Annotated in this window: 24 protein-coding genes; 14 read left to right on the forward strand and 10 right to left on the reverse strand. The window is 36.1% G+C overall.

The features are described 5' to 3' along the window. Positions 1 to 200 precede the first annotated feature (200 nt). From cydP to J580_RS08445, 5 genes are read left to right on the forward strand one after another with little or no spacing between them, the layout of a single operon-like run. On the forward strand, positions 201 to 395 hold the full coding sequence (gene cydP, locus J580_RS0104050) for a cytochrome oxidase putative small subunit CydP (RefSeq protein ID WP_032003786.1): 195 nt from the start codon (positions 201 to 203) through the stop codon (positions 393 to 395). Then, a complete protein-coding gene (locus J580_RS08435) occupies positions 395 to 1,981 on the forward strand; it encodes a cytochrome ubiquinol oxidase subunit I (RefSeq protein WP_032003787.1) in 1,587 nt (528 codons plus the stop codon). Before cydP ends, J580_RS08435 begins: the two co-directional genes overlap by 1 nt. After that, positions 1,978 to 3,123, forward strand: coding sequence for a cytochrome d ubiquinol oxidase subunit II (gene cydB / locus J580_RS08440; protein WP_032003788.1), 1,146 nt, complete (start codon positions 1,978 to 1,980; stop codon positions 3,121 to 3,123). Before J580_RS08435 ends, cydB begins: the two co-directional genes overlap by 4 nt. Before the next feature lie 10 nt (positions 3,124 to 3,133). After that, a complete protein-coding gene (cydX, locus tag J580_RS0104055) occupies positions 3,134 to 3,235 on the forward strand; it encodes a cytochrome bd-I oxidase subunit CydX (RefSeq protein WP_002120988.1) in 102 nt (33 codons plus the stop codon). Next, complete coding sequence (locus J580_RS08445) at positions 3,236 to 3,535, forward strand: cyd operon YbgE family protein (protein ID WP_004791954.1); 300 nt, start codon at positions 3,236 to 3,238, stop codon at positions 3,533 to 3,535. A 12-nt stretch (positions 3,536 to 3,547) separates the two neighbouring features. On the opposite strand, the gene J580_RS08450 is transcribed toward J580_RS08445, so the two are convergent. The 6 genes from J580_RS08450 to J580_RS08475 all read right to left on the reverse strand — a co-directional run bounded on the left by J580_RS08450 (position 3,548) and on the right by J580_RS08475 (position 7,848). Beyond that, on the reverse strand, positions 3,548 to 4,072 hold the full coding sequence (locus J580_RS08450; RefSeq protein WP_032003789.1) for a GNAT family N-acetyltransferase: 525 nt from the start codon (positions 4,070 to 4,072) through the stop codon (positions 3,548 to 3,550). A gap of 78 nt (positions 4,073 to 4,150) precedes the next feature. Continuing rightward, positions 4,151 to 4,822 carry a DUF2057 domain-containing protein gene (locus J580_RS08455; protein ID WP_017480982.1) on the reverse strand — a complete coding sequence of 224 codons (672 nt, stop codon included), beginning with the start codon at positions 4,820 to 4,822 and terminating at the stop codon, positions 4,151 to 4,153. Between the two features lie 221 nt (positions 4,823 to 5,043). Next, positions 5,044 to 5,640 (reverse strand): nitroreductase family protein, encoded by a 597-nt coding sequence (locus tag J580_RS08460; RefSeq protein ID WP_002121011.1) that lies wholly within the window; start codon positions 5,638 to 5,640, stop codon positions 5,044 to 5,046. Between the two features lie 189 nt (positions 5,641 to 5,829). Further along, on the reverse strand, positions 5,830 to 6,942 hold the full coding sequence (gene ftsY / locus J580_RS08465) for a signal recognition particle-docking protein FtsY (RefSeq protein WP_005073955.1): 1,113 nt from the start codon (positions 6,940 to 6,942) through the stop codon (positions 5,830 to 5,832). Positions 6,943 to 7,062: 120 nt separating this feature from the next. Then, complete coding sequence (locus tag J580_RS08470) at positions 7,063 to 7,389, reverse strand: hypothetical protein (RefSeq protein ID WP_032003790.1); 327 nt, start codon at positions 7,387 to 7,389, stop codon at positions 7,063 to 7,065. Positions 7,390 to 7,488: 99 nt separating this feature from the next. Then, positions 7,489 to 7,848 carry a hypothetical protein gene (locus tag J580_RS08475; RefSeq protein ID WP_002120892.1) on the reverse strand — a complete coding sequence of 120 codons (360 nt, stop codon included), beginning with the start codon at positions 7,846 to 7,848 and terminating at the stop codon, positions 7,489 to 7,491. A gap of 216 nt (positions 7,849 to 8,064) precedes the next feature. On the opposite strand from J580_RS08475, the gene J580_RS08480 reads away from it, so the two are divergent. The 3 genes from J580_RS08480 to J580_RS08490 all read left to right on the forward strand — a co-directional run bounded on the left by J580_RS08480 (position 8,065) and on the right by J580_RS08490 (position 9,479). Then, the gene (locus tag J580_RS08480) at positions 8,065 to 8,298 is read left to right on the forward strand and encodes a hypothetical protein (RefSeq protein WP_032003791.1); all 234 of its coding nucleotides are present in this window, start codon (positions 8,065 to 8,067) and stop codon (positions 8,296 to 8,298) included. A 230-nt stretch (positions 8,299 to 8,528) separates the two neighbouring features. After that, positions 8,529 to 8,903, forward strand: coding sequence for a DUF2750 domain-containing protein (locus tag J580_RS08485; RefSeq protein ID WP_005802084.1), 375 nt, complete (start codon positions 8,529 to 8,531; stop codon positions 8,901 to 8,903). A gap of 144 nt (positions 8,904 to 9,047) precedes the next feature. Continuing rightward, a complete protein-coding gene (locus tag J580_RS08490; protein WP_002121094.1) occupies positions 9,048 to 9,479 on the forward strand; it encodes a CBS domain-containing protein in 432 nt (143 codons plus the stop codon). Positions 9,480 to 9,534: 55 nt separating this feature from the next. On the opposite strand, the gene J580_RS08495 is transcribed toward J580_RS08490, so the two are convergent. After that, the gene (locus J580_RS08495) at positions 9,535 to 10,743 is read right to left on the reverse strand and encodes an aspartate aminotransferase family protein (protein ID WP_032003792.1); all 1,209 of its coding nucleotides are present in this window, start codon (positions 10,741 to 10,743) and stop codon (positions 9,535 to 9,537) included. Positions 10,744 to 10,970: 227 nt separating this feature from the next. On the opposite strand from J580_RS08495, the gene grxD reads away from it, so the two are divergent. Then, positions 10,971 to 11,312, forward strand: a complete 342-nt coding sequence (gene grxD, locus J580_RS08500; RefSeq protein ID WP_002120913.1) for a Grx4 family monothiol glutaredoxin — start codon at positions 10,971 to 10,973, stop codon at positions 11,310 to 11,312. A 47-nt stretch (positions 11,313 to 11,359) separates the two neighbouring features. On the opposite strand, the gene J580_RS08505 is transcribed toward grxD, so the two are convergent. Beyond that, positions 11,360 to 11,683 carry a hypothetical protein gene (locus tag J580_RS08505; RefSeq protein ID WP_032003793.1) on the reverse strand — a complete coding sequence of 108 codons (324 nt, stop codon included), beginning with the start codon at positions 11,681 to 11,683 and terminating at the stop codon, positions 11,360 to 11,362. A gap of 242 nt (positions 11,684 to 11,925) precedes the next feature. On the opposite strand from J580_RS08505, the gene J580_RS08510 reads away from it, so the two are divergent. After that, entirely contained in the window at positions 11,926 to 12,825 is a 900-nt protein-coding gene (locus J580_RS08510) for a LysR family transcriptional regulator (protein WP_002120927.1), read from the forward strand. Between the two features lie 43 nt (positions 12,826 to 12,868). On the opposite strand, the gene map is transcribed toward J580_RS08510, so the two are convergent. After that, positions 12,869 to 13,663, reverse strand: coding sequence for a type I methionyl aminopeptidase (gene map, locus J580_RS08515; RefSeq protein ID WP_032003794.1), 795 nt, complete (start codon positions 13,661 to 13,663; stop codon positions 12,869 to 12,871). 351 nt (positions 13,664 to 14,014) lie between these two features. On the opposite strand from map, the gene brnQ reads away from it, so the two are divergent. The 3 genes from brnQ to J580_RS0104060 all read left to right on the forward strand — a co-directional run bounded on the left by brnQ (position 14,015) and on the right by J580_RS0104060 (position 16,439). Further along, a complete protein-coding gene (brnQ, locus tag J580_RS08520) occupies positions 14,015 to 15,316 on the forward strand; it encodes a branched-chain amino acid transport system II carrier protein (RefSeq protein ID WP_032003795.1) in 1,302 nt (433 codons plus the stop codon). Positions 15,317 to 15,505: 189 nt separating this feature from the next. Continuing rightward, positions 15,506 to 15,925, forward strand: coding sequence for a GlcG/HbpS family heme-binding protein (locus J580_RS08525; RefSeq protein ID WP_014206963.1), 420 nt, complete (start codon positions 15,506 to 15,508; stop codon positions 15,923 to 15,925). A 259-nt stretch (positions 15,926 to 16,184) separates the two neighbouring features. After that, positions 16,185 to 16,439: a hypothetical protein gene (locus J580_RS0104060; protein WP_005068965.1), complete on the forward strand. Its 255-nt coding sequence runs from the start codon at positions 16,185 to 16,187 to the stop codon at positions 16,437 to 16,439. A gap of 25 nt (positions 16,440 to 16,464) precedes the next feature. Here J580_RS0104060 and J580_RS08530 read toward each other — a convergent pair whose 3' ends face one another. Continuing rightward, positions 16,465 to 16,920: a hypothetical protein gene (locus J580_RS08530; RefSeq protein WP_032003796.1), complete on the reverse strand. Its 456-nt coding sequence runs from the start codon at positions 16,918 to 16,920 to the stop codon at positions 16,465 to 16,467. A gap of 141 nt (positions 16,921 to 17,061) precedes the next feature. Here J580_RS08530 and J580_RS08535 point away from each other — a divergent pair, with 141 nt between their 5' ends. Continuing rightward, positions 17,062 to 17,922 carry an alpha/beta fold hydrolase gene (locus tag J580_RS08535; protein ID WP_005068960.1) on the forward strand — a complete coding sequence of 287 codons (861 nt, stop codon included), beginning with the start codon at positions 17,062 to 17,064 and terminating at the stop codon, positions 17,920 to 17,922. Positions 17,923 to 18,065: the final 143 nt, after the last annotated feature.

Genomic DNA, 18,065 nt, shown 5'->3' on the forward strand with positions numbered 1-18,065 from the left:
AACTTAAGATTTTTATTTACAAGTGTTTTAGTAGGATTTAATAATCAATTCAAACTATTTTAGTATGGTATTTATTTTAAAATGTTAAGTGATTGTTTTATATAAATTAATTATTTAAATATTCATTTAAAATATATTTAATGTTTATTTTTATTATATTTTGATTAATAATAAAATTAATATCAAATGAGGTTTAATTTATGAGCCTTAATTTTAAAAATCTTAATGGTCGTTTAGTTAAAGAAATCACTATTATTCTAATAATAAAAATAGTGCTTCTCTTAACGATCAAACATATTTGGTTTGATGTTCCCACCATCCCCAAAAATTTTGACAATCAGGTCGCCGAGCATATTGCTGGCGATAATATTTCCCACATTAAGGAGACACGTTGATGATTTCTGAAAGCGTGGTTGATCTTTCGCGGTTTCAATTTGCGATGACCGCAATGTATCACTTTCTTTTCGTCCCTTTAACTCTAGGTTTGGCATTTATCCTTGCCATCATGGAAACCACTTATGTCATTTCCGGTAAAGAAATTTACAAGGATATGACTAAATTTTGGGGAAAATTATTTGGTATTAACTTTGCTTTAGGGGTAACAACTGGCTTAACCATGGAGTTCCAATTTGGAACAAACTGGGCTTATTACTCACACTATGTAGGTGATATTTTTGGTGCTCCATTAGCAATTGAAGGCCTTATGGCATTCTTTCTTGAGTCTACATTTATTGGTTTATTCTTCTTCGGATGGGACCGTTTAAGTAAGGTTCAGCATCTAGGCGTAACGTGGTTAGTCGCTCTAGGTTCTAACATGTCAGCGCTTTGGATTTTAGTGGCGAATGGTTGGATGCAAAACCCCGTAGGTGCTGCATTTAACTTCGAAACGATGCGTATGGAATTAGTTGATTTCAGTGCGCTTATCTTTAACCCTGTAGCTCAGGTGAAATTCGTACATACTGTATCTGCGGGCTATGTAACTGGTGCAATTTTTGTACTTGCTATCTCAAGCTATTACTTACTTAAAAAACGTGACCTTCCTTTTGCACGTCGTTCATTTGCAATTGCTGCCATTTTTGGTCTTGCATCTACACTTTCAGTGATTTTGCTAGGTGATGAATCTGGCTATGAGCTAGGTGATGTTCAAAAAACTAAACTTGCTGCGATCGAAGCTGAATGGGATACTCACCCTGCTCCAGCTCCATTTACTTTGTTTGGTGTACCAAACCATGAAGAAATGCGGACAGATTATGCAGTTAAAATTCCATATGCATTAGGTTTAATTGCTACTCGCTCAACAACCAAAGAAGTTACTGGCCTTAAAGATCTCATGCAACAGCACGAAATTCGTATTCGCAACGGCATGCTTGCCTATGCTGAACTTGAAAAATTACGTGCAGGTGATCGTTCACCAGAGTTATTAGCCTCTTTTGAAAAAAATCAAAAAGATCTAGGTTATGGCCTACTTCTTAAGAAATATACACCAAATGTAATTGATGCGAGCGAGCAAAATATTAAAGCTGCTGTAAAAGATACTATTCCAAATGTTACAGCACTATTTTTCTCTTTCCGCGCAATGGTTGCCTCTGGTTTCTTGATGCTATTACTTTTCGTTTTAGCGACTTGGGCTGTAGCAAAAAGAAATGCTGAAAATAAACCTTGGCTACTTAAATATGCACTGTTTGCTTTGCCACTTCCTTGGATTGCCGCACAAACTGGTTGGTATGTAGCTGAAGGTGGTCGTCAACCATGGTCTATTGGTGAAATTTTACCAACCCATCTCTCTGCTTCTAGTTTAAGTACTGGTGACGTATGGGGTTCGATTATTGCGCTAGCAGCGTTCTACACCGCTCTTTTAATTATTGAAATGTATTTAATGATCAAGTTTGCTCGTTTAGGGCCAAGTTCTCTGCACACTGGCAAATATCATTTTGAAAAGCAAGAGCCAAAAACAGCTGTTAATGGGGAGGCCTTATCATGATTGAATATGAATTATTGAAAATCATTTGGTGGGTGTTAGTTGGCGTACTTCTGATCGGCTTCGCTCTGACTGATGGCTTTGATATGGGGTCTATGGCTCTCATGCCTTTCGTTGGAAAAACTGATAGTGAGCGCCGTGCTGCAATCAATACTATTGCCCCACACTGGGATGGTAATCAGGTTTGGTTTATTACAGCGGGTGGTGCACTATTTGCTGCATGGCCAATGGTTTACTCAGTCGCTTTCTCAGGCATGTACTGGGCACTTTTGTTAGTTCTATTTGCACTTTTCTTAAGACCTGTAGGTTTCGATTATCGCTCTAAACTTGAAAATACCAAATGGCGTAACTCTTGGGACTGGGGTCTGTGCATCGGTGGTGCTGTTCCAGCGCTTGTGTTTGGTGTGGCCTTCGGTAATTTGTTTTTAGGTATTCCTTTTAGTTTAGATAGCACTTTACGCTCTGAATATACAGGCAGCTTTTTTGCCCTTCTTAACCCCTTTGCTTTAGTTTGCGGTGTGGTAAGTCTGTCTATGCTTTGTGCACATGGCGGTGCATGGCTCATGCTCCGTACTGATGAAGCTTTAAAACAACGCTCCGCCAAAGCCACTCAAATTATGGCGATTATATTTTTAATTTGTTTCCTTGTAATTGGAGCATGGCTGTATTTTGGGCAAGTTCCAGGTTATAGCTATGCTGTTGCTATAGACCCAAATACTGCGCTTAACCCTTTAGCTAAAGAAGTGATTACCAATAGCAATCCTGGTTGGATGAACAATTACAGCACCTATCCAGTGACTAAAATTGCCCCTGTTCTTGCCATATTAGGCGCAATCATTGCAATTTTTGCTTCTTCAAAAGTAAAAGCAGGCTTAAGTTTTACTGGTACAAGTTTAATGATTGTAGGAGCAATTTTAACTGCCGGTTTTGCCCTATTCCCATTCCTACTTCCATCTAGCATCAATCCTAACTCTAGCTTGACAATGTGGGATGCTGTATCAAGTCACCTTACTTTAGGCGTTATGACAGTTGCTGCCTGCATTTTTGTTCCTCTTATTTTGATCTATACCAGTTGGTCTTATTACAAAATGTGGGGAGTCATCACTAACAAACATATCGAGTCAAACTCGCATAGCTTGTATTAAGGAGAAAACTATGTGGTATTTCGCATGGATCCTAGGCATTTTGATGGCATGTTTTGCGGGTGTACTCAGCGCGCTTTATATCGAACATCATCAAGATTTAGATGAGGAATAAATGATGGCAAAAGCAATGACAGCATCAAATCATCGAAAAGCTCAAGCATTTGCAATGGCCCTTTCTTTTCTGTTGGCGTTGCCTCTTGCTGCAATTTTGTTGGTTTATCCTTCACTCATGCTAGATGCTAACGGGCACTACAATCATAGCCAGCTTATGCTGGTGATGATTGGTATTTCTGGTGGCTTTATTTACGGAGTGGGTTTCGTACCCAACTTCTGGTTATGGAAATGGCTATTTAGCCCGTGGGTGGCTTGGCCTCTCATGCTTTTAGGCTATTACATTTGGTTCCTAACCTAAATCAAAAAGACCTCATCTGAGGTCTTTTTTCATTTCAACCAATTTAATAGGGACCCTTGGTACCCCTACATTTGCTTCAACCGGATATGGCTGCTTATTACCCGTTTTCACATATCCACGTCTTTCATAATAAGCGATCAATTCAGAACGGACATCTAGCACATACATTACGGCGCTGGTCAGATGGGGATCTTCTTTCAATGCATATTGCTCTGCATATTCTAAAACAGATCTACCCACTCTCATATTTTGAACTTGAGGATCAGTACAAAATGTTCCAATCTCAATCTGATTATTTTCAAATGTAAGCCCAATACAAGCAATAAGCTTAGAAGCAGAAGTTTCCGCTATCAATAATGTTGAATTCCTAAGTTGTAGTTGTTCTTCTAATTGAAACTCTGTAATACGCTGTCCTTCTACCCAATCAAGTTCTGTTGTCCAACTTCTATCTTGATGTTCTCGATAGGACTTATTAATTAAAACTACGAGTTGTGGAATATCAGGAAATTGAGCTGAACGGAAATTTAAATTATTCATAAAATATACTTAGGCTATTTATAAAAATTCTAAAAATAAAGCCGATATTAAATCGGCTTTATTTTAAATAGCAATAAATTAATTTGATTGTTCAGCTAACCACGCCATAAATTTTTGACGCTCAGCTTTAGAAGCTTTTTGCCAAGTTTCTACTAAACGTTGATCATTCGTTTGGGCTACGCCTGTTACAGGCATAGATGTTGGAGCTGGTACAGCCACCTGAACAGAAGTAGGTTTAGCAGAGGCATACACTGCCTCAGGCTGCGATTTAGATGATTTAGTCGTAAAGTCAGTGACTTTTCCTAATAAACCCGTTGCAAACCATGGTTTTGCCTCATTGTTTGCACCAGTTTGTTGTACGATTAATTCATTATTTGCGCTATACAAAGCCACAGTTGGTTGCTCAGCATATTTCTTTGCTTGTTCAAATTGCTTTGGTGCATCTACCATTCTGAGCTTATAAGTTTGCCCATCTTTGAGAGCCGGAGTTTGAATCGTAACTACTCCAGATTTAACAATGTCATGCTCCCCGCTTAAATGTTCAAAGTATTCTTGGTAGCGCACACTTAAGCTTGTTTCACCAGCATCAACTTTATAATTATTTTTAGATGAACGAAATAACCCAGAGTTGACTTCCTGACCATTCACCGCAAGGATTACAATTTCCTCTGGTGCTGTAATTGTAACTGCTGAAAATACCGAACCGCTGAGTAATAAACCAATTGCAGCAACACCTAATCTTAAAGTCATCTGTCTCTTTCTCTGTGTTTGATAAGCTATTAAATCATGAGCAATATGCAATATGATTGTGACTATTTTATGACAAAGCATTTATCGACTAATTTCTTGATTTATTATTTTGAAATATGCATTTGAATTTCATAAATTTTCGTTTTATATATTCTTCCTTTTCATTCTAAAAATATAAAAAAAGCACCTAAAATAGGTGCTCTTTTTTAACTTCAATTAAATTAATTGAAAGTTTTGAAACGATCAGCATCATTAATAAATGCTTTTTCACCTGCTGGTGCTTCAACCGAACCAAATACTAATTGAGCACGTAATTTCCAAGTTGCAGGAACATCAAATGCTTCAGCTGCGTCTGCATCGACAATTGGGTTATAGTGCTGTAAAGAAGCACCTAAACCAAGCTCTGAAAGCGCAGTCCAAGTTGCAAATTGAGCAATTGCACTTGAGTGTTCAGACCATACAGGGAAATTGTCTGCATATAGTTCGAATTGCTCTTGTAAGCTTTTAACAACAGCTTGGTCTTCATAAAATAAAACCGTACCAACACCAGCTACAAAGCTATCAATTTTTGCATTTGTACCAGCAAAAGCTTCTGCAGGAACAATTTTACGCAAAGCTTCACGAACTAAATTCCAGAATTTAGCATGAGATTCACCGTATAGTGTCACTACACGTGAAGATTGTGAGTTAAAAGCTGAAGGACTATGTTTAACTGCTTCACGGATAGTTTCTTCAATTTTAGTGCGATCTAATGCAACGTTTTTACCAATTGCATAAATTGTACGACGGTTTTTAATTTTATCTAAGAAAGTAGACATTTTGTTATTTCCTACCTATTGATTTGACCAAGGGTCGTTGTTTGGGAATGAGTACAGTGTATTAAAGTCATTTTTCATAATCAGCATTAAAAATATGACAGTTCGTTTTATTTTCGCAACAATAATAAAAGATATACATATAAAAAAAGCTTCACGATTTAGTGAAGCTTTTTAGGGTTACCAAGCAATTTACTTATCAGTTTCAAACAGCGCAGCAACAAAAGATTTAGCCGAGAATGGTCTTAAATCATCAATTTTTTCACCTACACCAATAAAACGAATTGGCACATGGGTACGACTTGCAATATTAAAGAGCACACCGCCTTTCGCAGTTCCATCCAGTTTGGTAATGGTAATACCCGTTAAACCTACAGCTTGATCAAACTCTTGTACTTGGTTAATGGCGTTTTGACCTGTTCCTGCATCTACTACCAACATAATTTCATGAGGTGCAGTTGCATCAATTTTTTGCATAACACGTTTAACTTTTTTGAGCTCTTCCATCAAGTTACTCTTATTATGTAAACGCCCTGCCGTATCCGCAATTAATACGTCAATTCCTTTAGCACGAGCACTTTCAAAGGCATCAAAAATAACAGAAGCACTATCAGCTCCATGACCTTGCGCTACTACAGAGATATCGTTACGTTCACCCCAGATCTGTAATTGCTCAGTTGCTGCAGCGCGGAATGTATCACCAGCAGCTAACATCACTTTTTTACCTTCACCTTGTAAACGTTTCGCCAACTTACCAATTGTTGTAGTTTTACCCACTCCATTTACCCCAACCATCAAAATCACATAAGGTGATTTATTAGGGTCAATATGTAATGGCTTAACACGTGGAGCCAACAAAGCAACTAACTCTTCTTGTAACGCTTTATATAAAGAGTGGGAATAGATCAAATCACCACGAGCTGTACGCTCTGTTAAATTGGTAATGATGGTTTTAGTTGCTTCAACACCAATGTCTGCAACCAATAATTGCTCTTCGACTTCTTCAAGTAACTCATCGTCAATTTCCTTTCCACCAATCAAGATATTGACCATACCATCAGCGAAATTACGACGAGTTTTGGTTAAGCCTTCTTTCATCCGGCCAAAAAAACCAGTTTTTGGTTGTTCAGCCGCTGTTTCTGTAGAAGCTACTTCTTCTTTGGCTACTTCAATATTTTCTTGTGATTTAGCAGGAGATTCAACGATGGGAACATCGATAGCAGGTAAATTAGGTAATGTGACATCGTCATCACCGATCTCAGCATCTATCAAGAATTTATTTTGCATATTCGATTGTTGCTCCATGCGGATTCCTTGAAAAGCAGCGCGTTTAAAAAGATAAAGTTTAGCATAAATTCAAAATTTTGCCTGCCACAATAGTGCTCAAAAAGCTTTGGAAACCAAGATTTAGCCTGATTACCCTATTTACTGAGTATCTTCCTGAGCAAGTGCTGGATATTGTCTAATATGAGCACCTTCAAATTGATATGCATGCATTAACTTTAAATACTCTGCTCTATGAATTTCTGATTGAGCTATTAACAGCTCAGCCATATCCTGAGTTTTAGGATAAGTAGCTTGATGAGAGAGTTGTATAATTCGTTGATATTGTTCCGGACTAATAGGCCGAAGTAATGCTAAATATGACAGCACAAAAATACCGCCAATGACAATAACCACAAATAGGTTAAAACATTGATCAACTTTTAACTCAGACTTTAATTTAAGAAAATTTTGTTTGAATATGAGCATGACCTACCTCGAATTAGTGTAGTGTAGGGTTCAATACTCATAAGCACAAGATCAAACATCCAGTAAGGCCAAGAATCGTACCTTACTGGATAATAATACTTAGCTTATTAGTGAACGAATGACGGAAAAGTATAAAATTGCTGCAATAATCACCAAGACTAAAAACATCGCAAAAATACTTAAACCTTCTTCAGCATCGGCTGGATGCAGTTCGTCTTCGTCGGCAATTTTTCTCAGTTCACCATCATAAACTTGATAAAACCAGTTTTTTTGTGCAGGTTCCAAATGCCGTGCAAAGTCAAATACCCTTTTGCGCTGAGCAAGACAATAATCCCCTAAATGGATCTCTTGATGAAAGATCGCTTCATCCAATAGTTTACGATGATAATGGGCTAGTTCTATGATTTGTTCCTCTCTAGGTGGAGTATCAAAAACAAAGCCATCGATAGTATTTGTCATATTTTATTCTCCTTGTCTTTTATTCTCATATTGATTTTACTCAAAATTATTTGTGAATAATGTTTAATCATGTATCCTAATAGTGAATTAACTGGTATGCACCAATAGTTGACAAATCCATTAATTTGTAATATTAGTTTAATAATTCTAAGTTAAATTAATTTAAAGGCAGTGGCCTTTAGAAAAAGTAATCATAATTACAATAAGGAGTTTTCTATGATTCAACGTATCTCTCATCATGATTTAGAATATGTGTACGCAACTGCAGTAAACACAATTCACTCTCAAATGAATTTTCAGGATGCAGTTGCACAGTTAGAAGAAGTTGCTCGCGCTGGGCACGGTAAAGCTGCTCTGTTTTTAGCAGAATTGTATTATCAAGGTTTCCGTGTTGAACGTGACTCACTTAAAGCACAATATTGGCAAAAGTTAGCCACAATGCAAGCATAAAGAAACGTCACCTAGGTGGCGTTTTTTTACGTCTATAAAAAAATTTCTCTAAATATAATTCACTACACACTTGGTTTGTATTGTATTTCAACTCAGGCTTTAGCCGCTTGAAGTAAAGGACATGAATTTCACAGCTGGAATATTTGTTTACGATTTGATACCTGTTTAAACTGAAATGTCATCTGATTTTTTTATAATAAGCAAGACAAGTTAGAACCTTTAAATTCACAATGAAAAGTTTAAGTAATCTACAACCGGTTTCAAGAGACTTGATGATTAAGATTTATATTTTAAGAACCATGATGTATTGCGGGGTTCTTTGGGGATTATTTCATCAAGGATGGGCAATTAAATCAGATCAGGAAGACTTTATTTTTCCTTTTTGGCTTAATGGCTTACAGGCACATCGCTACGCAAAAGAGCATTGGCCACATTACAAGCCAAGAAGAATTACACCTAAAGATTTCCATGAGTCCTTACTACCAACTTTAACACGACTCAACGTTACTCCTGCTTTGTTTAATTCATCTCATAGAAAATTAAAGTTATCTACTCAGCAAATGCAACATTTCTTTTTCAAACATCCGAATTGGCAAGGAGCGTAAACTTTTCTTTAGGTTCTTAACCTCTATTAGAATGCTTTTTGAACGCTTGAATGTAAAACTTGTATTTGAATGACTATCCAGTCTTTGCATTTTTATAAAATCAAGCTAATTTAAAACAAAATGATAAAACACAGGACAGAAGAAATGACAATCGTTGCACAAGTAATCAAGAACAAAGCAGAACAAGATATTTTTACAATTTCTCCAGAAGCCACTGTCCTTGAAGCAATTAAGATTATGGCGGATAAAGGAATTGGTGCACTCGTCGTAGCTGAGGGGGAAAAAGTTGTCGGAATTTTATCTGAACGTGACTACACACGAAAAGTAACGCTTATGGAACGTTCATCATATAGCACTACAGTTGCTGAAATTATGACATCTAAAGTGCTTACAGTAAGCCTAAACAATACAGTTGAAGAGTGCTTACAGCTTATGACAGATCGTCACTTACGCCACTTACCTGTATTAGACAATGAAAAACTAGTTGGATTTATTTCTATTGGCGACTTAGTAAAAGCTGCGATGGAAGATCAGAAAAATCTCATTGAACAATTAAAACAGTACATCTCTGGTTAATTATTTCATATAAAAAATGGGCATATATATGCCCATTTTTTATTGATGTAAAAACTTAAAGATAGTTATTAATTAAAGCAACTAAACGCTCTAGCAAGTCATCAGCCTGTGCTTGAGTCATATTAATTGGTGGTAATAAACGCACTACTGAACCAGCTGTAACATTAATAATAAGCTTATGTTGATCACGAGCAATTGCAACGAGCTCAGCGCAGTCTTTAGGCAATTGAATACCAATCATCATACCAAAGCCACGTACTTGCACATTTTTATCTGCCAATTGCGCACGTAATTGATCAACAATATAACCACCAACAACTGCCGCATTTTCTACAGCATTCTCTTTTTGGATTGTATCAATTACTGTATAAACCACACGAGAACCTAACACTGTGCCACCATAAGTAGACCCATGGCTACCTGGTCCTAATAAGCCAACAGCTTTACCTTGTGTCATTACAGCGCCTACTGGAAAACCATTACCAAGTCCTTTCGCAGTGGTAAGAACATCGGGCACAATGTTTGTATGCTGATAAGCAAAATACTTACCAGTACGGCCGTTACCTGTTTGAATTTCATCTAGCATCATTAGCCAGTTATGTTGATTACATATGGTGCGGACTTCTTCAAGATAGCTAAAGCCTTGAGGTGCTGTATTAATACCACCCTCACCTTGAATAGGTTCAATCAAAATCGCAACAATATCTGGGTGCTGCAAAGCAGCTTCTTGAATTGCTTCTATATCACCAAATGGCACACGAATAAAATCATTGGTTAAAGGAGCAAAACCATCTTGTACTTTCTTATTACCAGTAGCTGAAAGTGTTGCTAAAGTACGACCATGAAATGATTGCTCTGCCACAATTATCTTTGGTGAGCTTACACCTTGTTGAGTACCAAATTTACGAGCAATTTTAATGGCGCCTTCATTTGACTCTGCACCACTGTTTGAAAAGAAGATCTCTTCCATCCCCGAAACTTCAGCAAGCTTCTGAGCAGCAGCCGTTTGCCAAGGAATCTCAAATAAGTTACTGGTATGCACAAGTGTTGCAGCTTGTTCAGCAATTGCTTCTGCAATGACTGGATGTGCATGACCTAAACCACATACAGCAATACCGGTTAAAGCATCTAAATACTCTGTGCCATCTTCGGTATATAGATATGCCCCTCGGCCTCGTACAAAACTGATCGCTTGGCGACCATAAGTAGCCATTAAATGTGATGGTTGATCAGGTTGTATTGGAGCTAGGGTAATATCATTCATAACGAACTCTGTCTGTGTGAGGTTTTAAGAAGGGTTTATATAAGCAAAAACTGGCTCTGATGAAAAGTCTCATTACTCATTTATCTAAAATTTCGTCCGCTTTTTGCTATCGCTTCGGTTTATACAATAAAATATTGAATATTCAATGCAACTTTAAGTAATCAGGTGGTTTGCAAAGCGATGTAAACACCCCCTATAATGCTGCTAGATTAGTTGAGGATCTCTTTATGACTGAACAAGCACGTGATACTGAAGCGTTAATCCGCGATCAAATTGCGAAGCATCCCGTTTTACTTTACATGAAAGGCACTCCACAGTTTCCACAATGTGGTTTCTCTGCACGTGCTGTAGAAGCGCTCAGTCAAATTGGTCGTCCATTTGCATATGTAAATATTTTGGAAAACCCTGATATTCGTGCAACATTACCAAAAATTGCGAACTGGCCTACATTCCCGCAACTTTGGGTAAATGGCGAACTTATTGGCGGTAGCGATATCATGCTTGAAATGTTCCAAAATGGCGAATTAAAACCATTAGTTGAACAATACAGTGCAGCGCCAGAAGCGTAAATAATAAAAAAGCCAATCAATAGATTGGCTTTTTTATACTCTCAATTTTAACAATCACTTACCCCGACATAGCGAAATAAATTTTCCACACCTAAATCAGATTTTAAAATAATTAGATTTTCATAAGTTGTTGTCGTGAGAGCTTCAAAAATATTCATATTCGGATCTTCGTGCAACTCATCCACATTTTGATCCATACACTCTTCAAATCGATCAGCAATAAATTCAAACCCCAAATCCATAGCAATAAATAAAGTATGTTCACATGGCTGAATATATTGTTCTTGCGCCCAGTCAATTATTGCTTGTTTGCAAAATGGACATTCAATATTCGCAGAAGCATCGTTAAGTTCAATTAATTGATAGTGCATTAGATTTAAAAAGAATAGAAAATTGTAGTGTAAAAGAAATTAATTGAAAGTTCTAGAAAAGGCTAGAACCACTCATCAAAAAACACACAATAAAATTACATTGTAATGACAATATAATTTCAAATTCTCAGTTAAAGGAGATATCTTAGTATATGTTTTAATTACAAAAAATTTAGTTTAAGAATTATCGTTGCAAAAATAATAATGTAAAATCATGGTTGTTGCAGAAATAGGATATTTTAATGCTCACTGATCTTGATGATTTTTATTGTTTTGCTCTCGTCGTTGAGCATGGTGGTTTTAGTGCCGCTGAGCGTGTAACGGATATACCAAAATCAAAACTAAGTCGTCGTGTATATAGCCTAGAAGAAAACTTAGGCGTTCGCCTGATTCAACGCAGCTCTCGTCATTTTGCTGTTACAGATATTGGGATGGATATTTATAGACATGCTCAAGTCATGATGAATGCTGCACAGGCTGCTCATGATTTGGTTGATCATTTAAGTATTCAACCTAGAGGTGTTGTAAAGGTTAGTGTTCCTGTTGATATTGCTCAAAATCAACTGCCTAAAATTTTGCCTGCTTTCTTAAAAAAATATCCAGAAATTCGTTTGCAACTTATGGTCAGCAATCGTCGAGTAGATGTCATTAATGAAGGAATTGATATTGCTTTACGTGTTCGCTCAAAACTAGATGATGATCCAAGTTTAGTTCTTAGACAGTTTGCACTTATTGAACAGAGTCTATTTGCAAGTCAAGCATATCTAAATGAATTTGGAGATATAAAAAATCCAGAACAACTTAGTGAGCATCGCATTTTAAGTTTGTCAGAAGAGCATCTTGATCAACAATTCCTTTTGCATGGTCCAGACAATCAGCAAAAGAAAATCAAAGTCAGCCCTATCGTAATGGGTACAAATATCCATATGTTGGCGCAATTAGCGAGTCAAAACTGTGGGATCGCTTTACTACCAGAGAGCGCAGCAGAAGATTTTCTAAAATCCGGACAGCTTGTACAAATTTTACCGGAATGGAAAGCTCCTCACGGTATATTACATGCCGTATATCCATCACGCCGAGGGTTATTACCTGCTGTACGAGTATTTATTGATTATTTGGTAGAACATCTTTCTGAGCATTAAAATGAATTTAAAAAAGTTCGATAATTATCGAACTTTTTTATTTTTAAATTGCAGGATAGTTTCCTACACCTTCAGGCCAAGGTGTTAAGAGTTCAAAGCCAGTGTCAGTTACAGCAACCATATGTTCCCATTGCGCAGATAACGAAAGATCTTGAGTAATAACTGTCCAACCGTCATTTAATTCTTTAACCTGTGGTCTACCCGCATTAATCATCGGTTCAATCGTAAAGACCATACCTTTTTTTAATACTAAGCCTTGGCCGCGCTGCCCATAATGTAAAACATTAGGTTGTTCATGATAAACCTTACCAATCCCATGACCACAATATTCTCGAACAATGCTATACCCTTCTCGATGAGCAACTGACTGAATAGCATAACCAATATCGCCTAGTGTAGCTCCTGGCTTAACAGCATGAATCCCAGCAACCATCGCTTCATAAGTTGTATCAACAAGTTTTTTTGCTTGCGGGTTTACATCACCTACAAAATACATGCGGCTCGTATCACCAAAATAGCCATCTTTAATAATTGCGACATCAATATTAATAATATCGCCATCTTTTAAAATCTTATTCGGTGACGGAATTCCATGGCAAACTACTTCATTTACTGATGTACATATTGTTTTAGTAAAACCATGATATCCCACATTCGCAGGAATAACTTTTAAAGTATTTACAATATAGTCATTACACAGGTTATCTAAATATTCAGTAGATACACCCGGTTTAATATATGCCCCTATCATTTCTAAAACTTGCGCAGCCAAGCGTCCAGAAACTCTTAACTTTTCCAGATCTTGTTCAGTTTTTATTGTAACAGTAGAAGCTCTCATTCAGTTTTATCCTCGTAGACACTGCTTTTACCACGCCTACAAAAATGTAAGTTAATTTAGAATATTCTAGAACGGATATAGGATAGGCTGGAAGCATTAAATGCCCAAATATTCAACATTCATAATAGAAATTCATACTTTTATTTTTGCATAATTTCTTTAAAAAGTCAGAGGCAAAAAATGATTTCCTAATTTCTTTCAATGGTTTTTCAAATACATACCTTAACCAATTGATATTTTTAATATCTACTAAAGGTTTTTATGCTCTGAAAAAAATCTTTTTCACATAAAATACCGCTTGATCATGCTCTCGTTTGCTCTAAAATTCCTTTTTTTTATTAATTTTAATTTATGCAACATCTTCGTACTGGAGATATTATTGCCCTAGGTTTTATGACCTTTGCTCTTTTTATTGGAGCTGGCAATATTATCTTTCCTCCCATTGTCGCTCAACAAGCCGGTGATCATGTATGGCTAGCCGCTATAGGCTTTTTGATTACTGCAGTTGGTCTACCTGTAATTACCATCATGGCACTCTCTCGTATGCAGGGTTCCATTGAAATTATTAGCTCTCCTCTCGGTCGAGTAGCAAGTCTGATTTTAACTGTTGTTTGTTATTTATCAGTAGGCCCTTTATTTGCTACCCCACGTACAGCTACTGTTTCTTATGAAATTGGTTTTTCATCTTATTTTGGAACATCAAGTAGTAGCCTTTTAATTTACAGCGCAATTTATTTTTCATTTGTAACTGTAGTTTCACTTTATCCAAACAAGTTATTGGATACTGTTGGTCATGTGCTTGCTCCGCTAAAAATTATTTCTTTAGCAATTTTAGGTATTGCAGCAGTTATGATCCCAGCGGGTTACGTCCCTGCTCCAATCAACCATTACGTTGAATCTCCAGTTTCGGAAGGTTTCGTAAATGGTTATCTCACTATGGATACTTTAGGTGCACTAGTATTCGGTATCGTAATTATTCAAGCGATTTATTCGCGTGGTGTTACCGATAAAAAATTAGTCACTAAGTATGCGATTATTGCCAGTCTTATTTCTGGTGCAGGTCTTACTTTAGTCTATTTAAGCTTATTCAAATTAGGTGTAGGTAGTCATGAAGTAGCACCAAATGCAGCAAATGGTGCAGTAATTTTACATGCGTATGTTCAACATGCTTTTGGCAATATGGGTTCATTATTCTTAACTGGACTAATTTTTCTAGCATGTATGGTGACAGCGATTGGCTTAACTTGTGCTTGCGGTGAGTATTTTGCTCAGTTAACTAAATTGCCTTACAAACTTTTAGTATTCATTTTAGTTGGTTTCTCTTTCATTATTTCTAATCTTGGATTAACCAAACTTATTGCTGTATCAGTACCTGTTTTAAGTGCAATTTATCCACCAGCCATTGTTGTAATTATGCTGAGCTTCTTTTGGAAATTTTGGCACAAACCCTCTTTTATTGTCGGTTCAGTAACAAGTATTGCTTTAATTTTCGGTATTATTGACGGTATTAAAGTTGCTGGTTTTGGTGATTATTTACCTGCATTTCTTCAACATTTACCTTTAAATGAACAAAATTTAGCTTGGTTGATCCCATCTTTAGTTGTTCTAGCAATTACCGTAATTATCGACAAAGTTAAATTTAAAAACATTTAATCTAGTGTCTTTTTTGAAATCGAGTTTTACCCAAACATGATTTTATATATTGAATAAAATGCTGAGTTTACCCAACCGGCATTTTATTTCCACACTACTTTGAATGACAAATCAACTATAGATATAATCAGTTTTTACTGTAAAATTACACTAAAATAATTTTTAGCTTACTAGGAAAGAAGAGCAACAATGAAAAGTAAATATTACCTAACACAAGCAGACGCAGAGTTTTTAATGGAAGAAGCTCAAAAATATGCAATTGAACACAACTTTAAAGTCAGTATCGCTATTGTTGATGAAACAAGTTCTCTACTGTTGATGAAACGTTTAGATGGTGCTTCACCTTTATCCTCACATTTATGCTTAGAAAAAGCAAAATGCTCTTCAATATCAGGTAGACCTTCAAAATTTTATGAAGAACTTCTACAAAGTGGACGCTTAGGTTTTTTAAGTATGCCTAGTGCTCAAGGAATGTTAGAAGGTGGAAAACCGATTATTTATGACGGGCAAATTTTAGGGGCGATTGGCGTTTCTGGTGTTCAATCTTTTGAAGATGCAGAAATTGCTCAACATGCGATTGATACATTTTTAAAAAAACAAAACAGCTAACCTGAAATGATAGAAAAGAGAAATTATTACACTTTTCATTAAAATATTTTCTCTTTTCTAAAACATTAAGTATTTTATACAAAAATATTTAATATTTACTTTTTTAATACCTTAACCTTTTATAAACATAGAGTTTTTTATAAAACTGTTCAAAAAATTTTCTATTCACTATTGAATTGAATTAAAAATAGAAGTACAACATTAAACTTATTCTTGACTAAAACATTCGGTTTTAGCGCAACCACAAGGAGGGATGGAGATGTTATCATTACATTTCAACAAACAAGTCTTCATTAACACTCTGAACAGCAAAGATTCAGTTGTTTATGGAGTAACACCGCTTGCTCTTATGCTGACTTTACTGTTTCAAGGTATGATTAAAGGAAATCTGAAACCCGAATACTTTATGTATGCGATGGTTGTTTCTTTCATATTTTGTGTGTGGGCCTTTGTCGACCATAAGATGCGAAAACTAGCTAAAAGACGTCTTAGTCAACAAAACTCGAATACTTAAAAAATGGATGAGCAATCATCCATTTTTATACATCCAAAAATAAAAAAATTGTTCCGATAACTAAAATAGCTGTAGCTACTAATTCAGTCAAAATTAATCCCACCATCATTAAAGTCATCATCCATGAAGGTAAGCTAAAACGACCTAGCTTGTGAGGACGTTTGAATTGATTTGTTGTGTCCTGTAAATAGCCATGTATGATATAAACCAGAATTGAAAAACTAAAAAATAGAATATTTGCGAACACACACCATAAAGTAATATTTTCATTTAAAACAGTAAAATAACTTAATACAGCTAGAATTAAGCTAGCAGCTGCATATAACAAACTACTTCGATGAGCGATATCCACATAATAATGAGCACGACTTAATTCTGAATGGCGTATTTGCCAATATTTCCATACCCCAGTTAACATTCCTATCCATAAAAATATGCCACTAAACACAATTGCGAGCTGTACAGCTTTTGGTAAATCCATCTTTTTTCCAATTATTTGTTTTATTCAAATTTAATGAGCTATATAACATAAATATTGACTTTATAGTCACATTTTAACCAAGTTTCATTTCGGAACTCCTGTAAATTAAAGATATCAATAAACCAATCACTACGAAATATTATGGATAACACTTTTGAATCATTTTGGATGACCTGTAAAGATGGTTATCAACTTGCTGCACATTTTTATCCAGCTCAATCCCCAAAATCAGCAAATCCCGTATTGATCTGTCCAGCAACAGGTATTACTAAAAACTTCTATCATTCTTTTGCTACATGGTTAAGCGAACAAGGATATGACGTATTAAGCTTTGATTTCCGTGGAATTGGAGGCTCTTTACACGGGTCTTTGAAGCAAAGTACAGCAAGTATTAATGATTGGGGAGTTCTCGATATTCCTTGTGCAATTGATACGTTATTAGAAAAAACTAAAGCAGAACAAGTTACCCTTCTTGGCCATAGTGCTGGTGGGCAGCTATTAGGAATTGTTCCTAATTTTCATAAAGTAGCAAAAGTTATCGCGGTCGCAGGTTCCACTGGCCATGTAAAAGGTCTTAAAGGTAAAACCAAGTTTTTAGCACCGGTAATGTTCAATGTCATCTTTCCAATTTCTAGTGCTTTTAAAGGTTATGGTGCTACTCAATTTATTGGAATGGGAGAAAACTTACCTAAAAAAGTCGCCCAACAGTGGCGAGAATTTTGCAGCCATCCTGGCTATGTGAAAAATGCTATAGGTAAAACAGTCCATCATGATTTTCATAGTGAAATTATCTGCCCTATTACTTCAATTTGGGCAAGTGACGATGAAATTGCAACCGAGCGTAACGTTGAAGATTTATTAAAACTTTATCCTAATGCGCCCACAAAAATGCTAGAGCTAAATCCCATGAAACTTGGGCATAAATCAATTGGGCACATGCTAATGTTTAAAAAATCACATCAAAACTTATGGTCACTTTTAGAACAGGAAATCCAACACTAATCTATTGATCTTTTACTTTTGCCTCTATACCCGTAATCCGGTATAGAGGTTTTTTTTAATATTAATACCCACTTCTTTTATAAAGTTAGTTTATTAACCTAATAATTATCATAAGAAAACAAAATATATTAATCACCTATTCC

The sequence above is a fragment of the Acinetobacter sp. 1542444 genome, from assembly GCF_000581835.1.
Taxonomy (GTDB): domain Bacteria; phylum Pseudomonadota; class Gammaproteobacteria; order Pseudomonadales; family Moraxellaceae; genus Acinetobacter; species Acinetobacter pittii.

What these genes read in the sequence shown, in the direction of transcription:
- cydP (WP_032003786.1), top strand. Translation starts at nt 201, where the DNA reads ATGAGCCTTAATTTTAAAAATCTTAATGGTCGTTTAGTTAAAGAAATC.
- J580_RS08435 (WP_032003787.1), top strand. Translation starts at nt 395, where the DNA reads ATGATTTCTGAAAGCGTGGTTGATCTTTCGCGGTTTCAATTTGCGATG.
- cydB (WP_032003788.1), top strand. Translation starts at nt 1,978, where the DNA reads ATGATTGAATATGAATTATTGAAAATCATTTGGTGGGTGTTAGTTGGC.
- cydX (WP_002120988.1), top strand. Translation starts at nt 3,134, where the DNA reads ATGTGGTATTTCGCATGGATCCTAGGCATTTTGATGGCATGTTTTGCG.
- J580_RS08445 (WP_004791954.1), top strand. Translation starts at nt 3,236, where the DNA reads ATGATGGCAAAAGCAATGACAGCATCAAATCATCGAAAAGCTCAAGCA.
- J580_RS08450 (WP_032003789.1), bottom strand. Translation starts at nt 4,072, where the DNA reads ATGAATAATTTAAATTTCCGTTCAGCTCAATTTCCTGATATTCCACAA.
- J580_RS08455 (WP_017480982.1), bottom strand. Translation starts at nt 4,822, where the DNA reads ATGACTTTAAGATTAGGTGTTGCTGCAATTGGTTTATTACTCAGCGGT.
- J580_RS08460 (WP_002121011.1), bottom strand. Translation starts at nt 5,640, where the DNA reads ATGTCTACTTTCTTAGATAAAATTAAAAACCGTCGTACAATTTATGCA.
- ftsY (WP_005073955.1), bottom strand. Translation starts at nt 6,942, where the DNA reads ATGGAGCAACAATCGAATATGCAAAATAAATTCTTGATAGATGCTGAG.
- J580_RS08470 (WP_032003790.1), bottom strand. Translation starts at nt 7,389, where the DNA reads ATGCTCATATTCAAACAAAATTTTCTTAAATTAAAGTCTGAGTTAAAA.
- J580_RS08475 (WP_002120892.1), bottom strand. Translation starts at nt 7,848, where the DNA reads ATGACAAATACTATCGATGGCTTTGTTTTTGATACTCCACCTAGAGAG.
- J580_RS08480 (WP_032003791.1), top strand. Translation starts at nt 8,065, where the DNA reads ATGATTCAACGTATCTCTCATCATGATTTAGAATATGTGTACGCAACT.
- J580_RS08485 (WP_005802084.1), top strand. Translation starts at nt 8,529, where the DNA reads ATGAAAAGTTTAAGTAATCTACAACCGGTTTCAAGAGACTTGATGATT.
- J580_RS08490 (WP_002121094.1), top strand. Translation starts at nt 9,048, where the DNA reads ATGACAATCGTTGCACAAGTAATCAAGAACAAAGCAGAACAAGATATT.
- J580_RS08495 (WP_032003792.1), bottom strand. Translation starts at nt 10,743, where the DNA reads ATGAATGATATTACCCTAGCTCCAATACAACCTGATCAACCATCACAT.
- grxD (WP_002120913.1), top strand. Translation starts at nt 10,971, where the DNA reads ATGACTGAACAAGCACGTGATACTGAAGCGTTAATCCGCGATCAAATT.
- J580_RS08505 (WP_032003793.1), bottom strand. Translation starts at nt 11,683, where the DNA reads ATGCACTATCAATTAATTGAACTTAACGATGCTTCTGCGAATATTGAA.
- J580_RS08510 (WP_002120927.1), top strand. Translation starts at nt 11,926, where the DNA reads ATGCTCACTGATCTTGATGATTTTTATTGTTTTGCTCTCGTCGTTGAG.
- map (WP_032003794.1), bottom strand. Translation starts at nt 13,663, where the DNA reads ATGAGAGCTTCTACTGTTACAATAAAAACTGAACAAGATCTGGAAAAG.
- brnQ (WP_032003795.1), top strand. Translation starts at nt 14,015, where the DNA reads ATGCAACATCTTCGTACTGGAGATATTATTGCCCTAGGTTTTATGACC.
- J580_RS08525 (WP_014206963.1), top strand. Translation starts at nt 15,506, where the DNA reads ATGAAAAGTAAATATTACCTAACACAAGCAGACGCAGAGTTTTTAATG.
- J580_RS0104060 (WP_005068965.1), top strand. Translation starts at nt 16,185, where the DNA reads ATGTTATCATTACATTTCAACAAACAAGTCTTCATTAACACTCTGAAC.
- J580_RS08530 (WP_032003796.1), bottom strand. Translation starts at nt 16,920, where the DNA reads ATGGATTTACCAAAAGCTGTACAGCTCGCAATTGTGTTTAGTGGCATA.
- J580_RS08535 (WP_005068960.1), top strand. Translation starts at nt 17,062, where the DNA reads ATGGATAACACTTTTGAATCATTTTGGATGACCTGTAAAGATGGTTAT.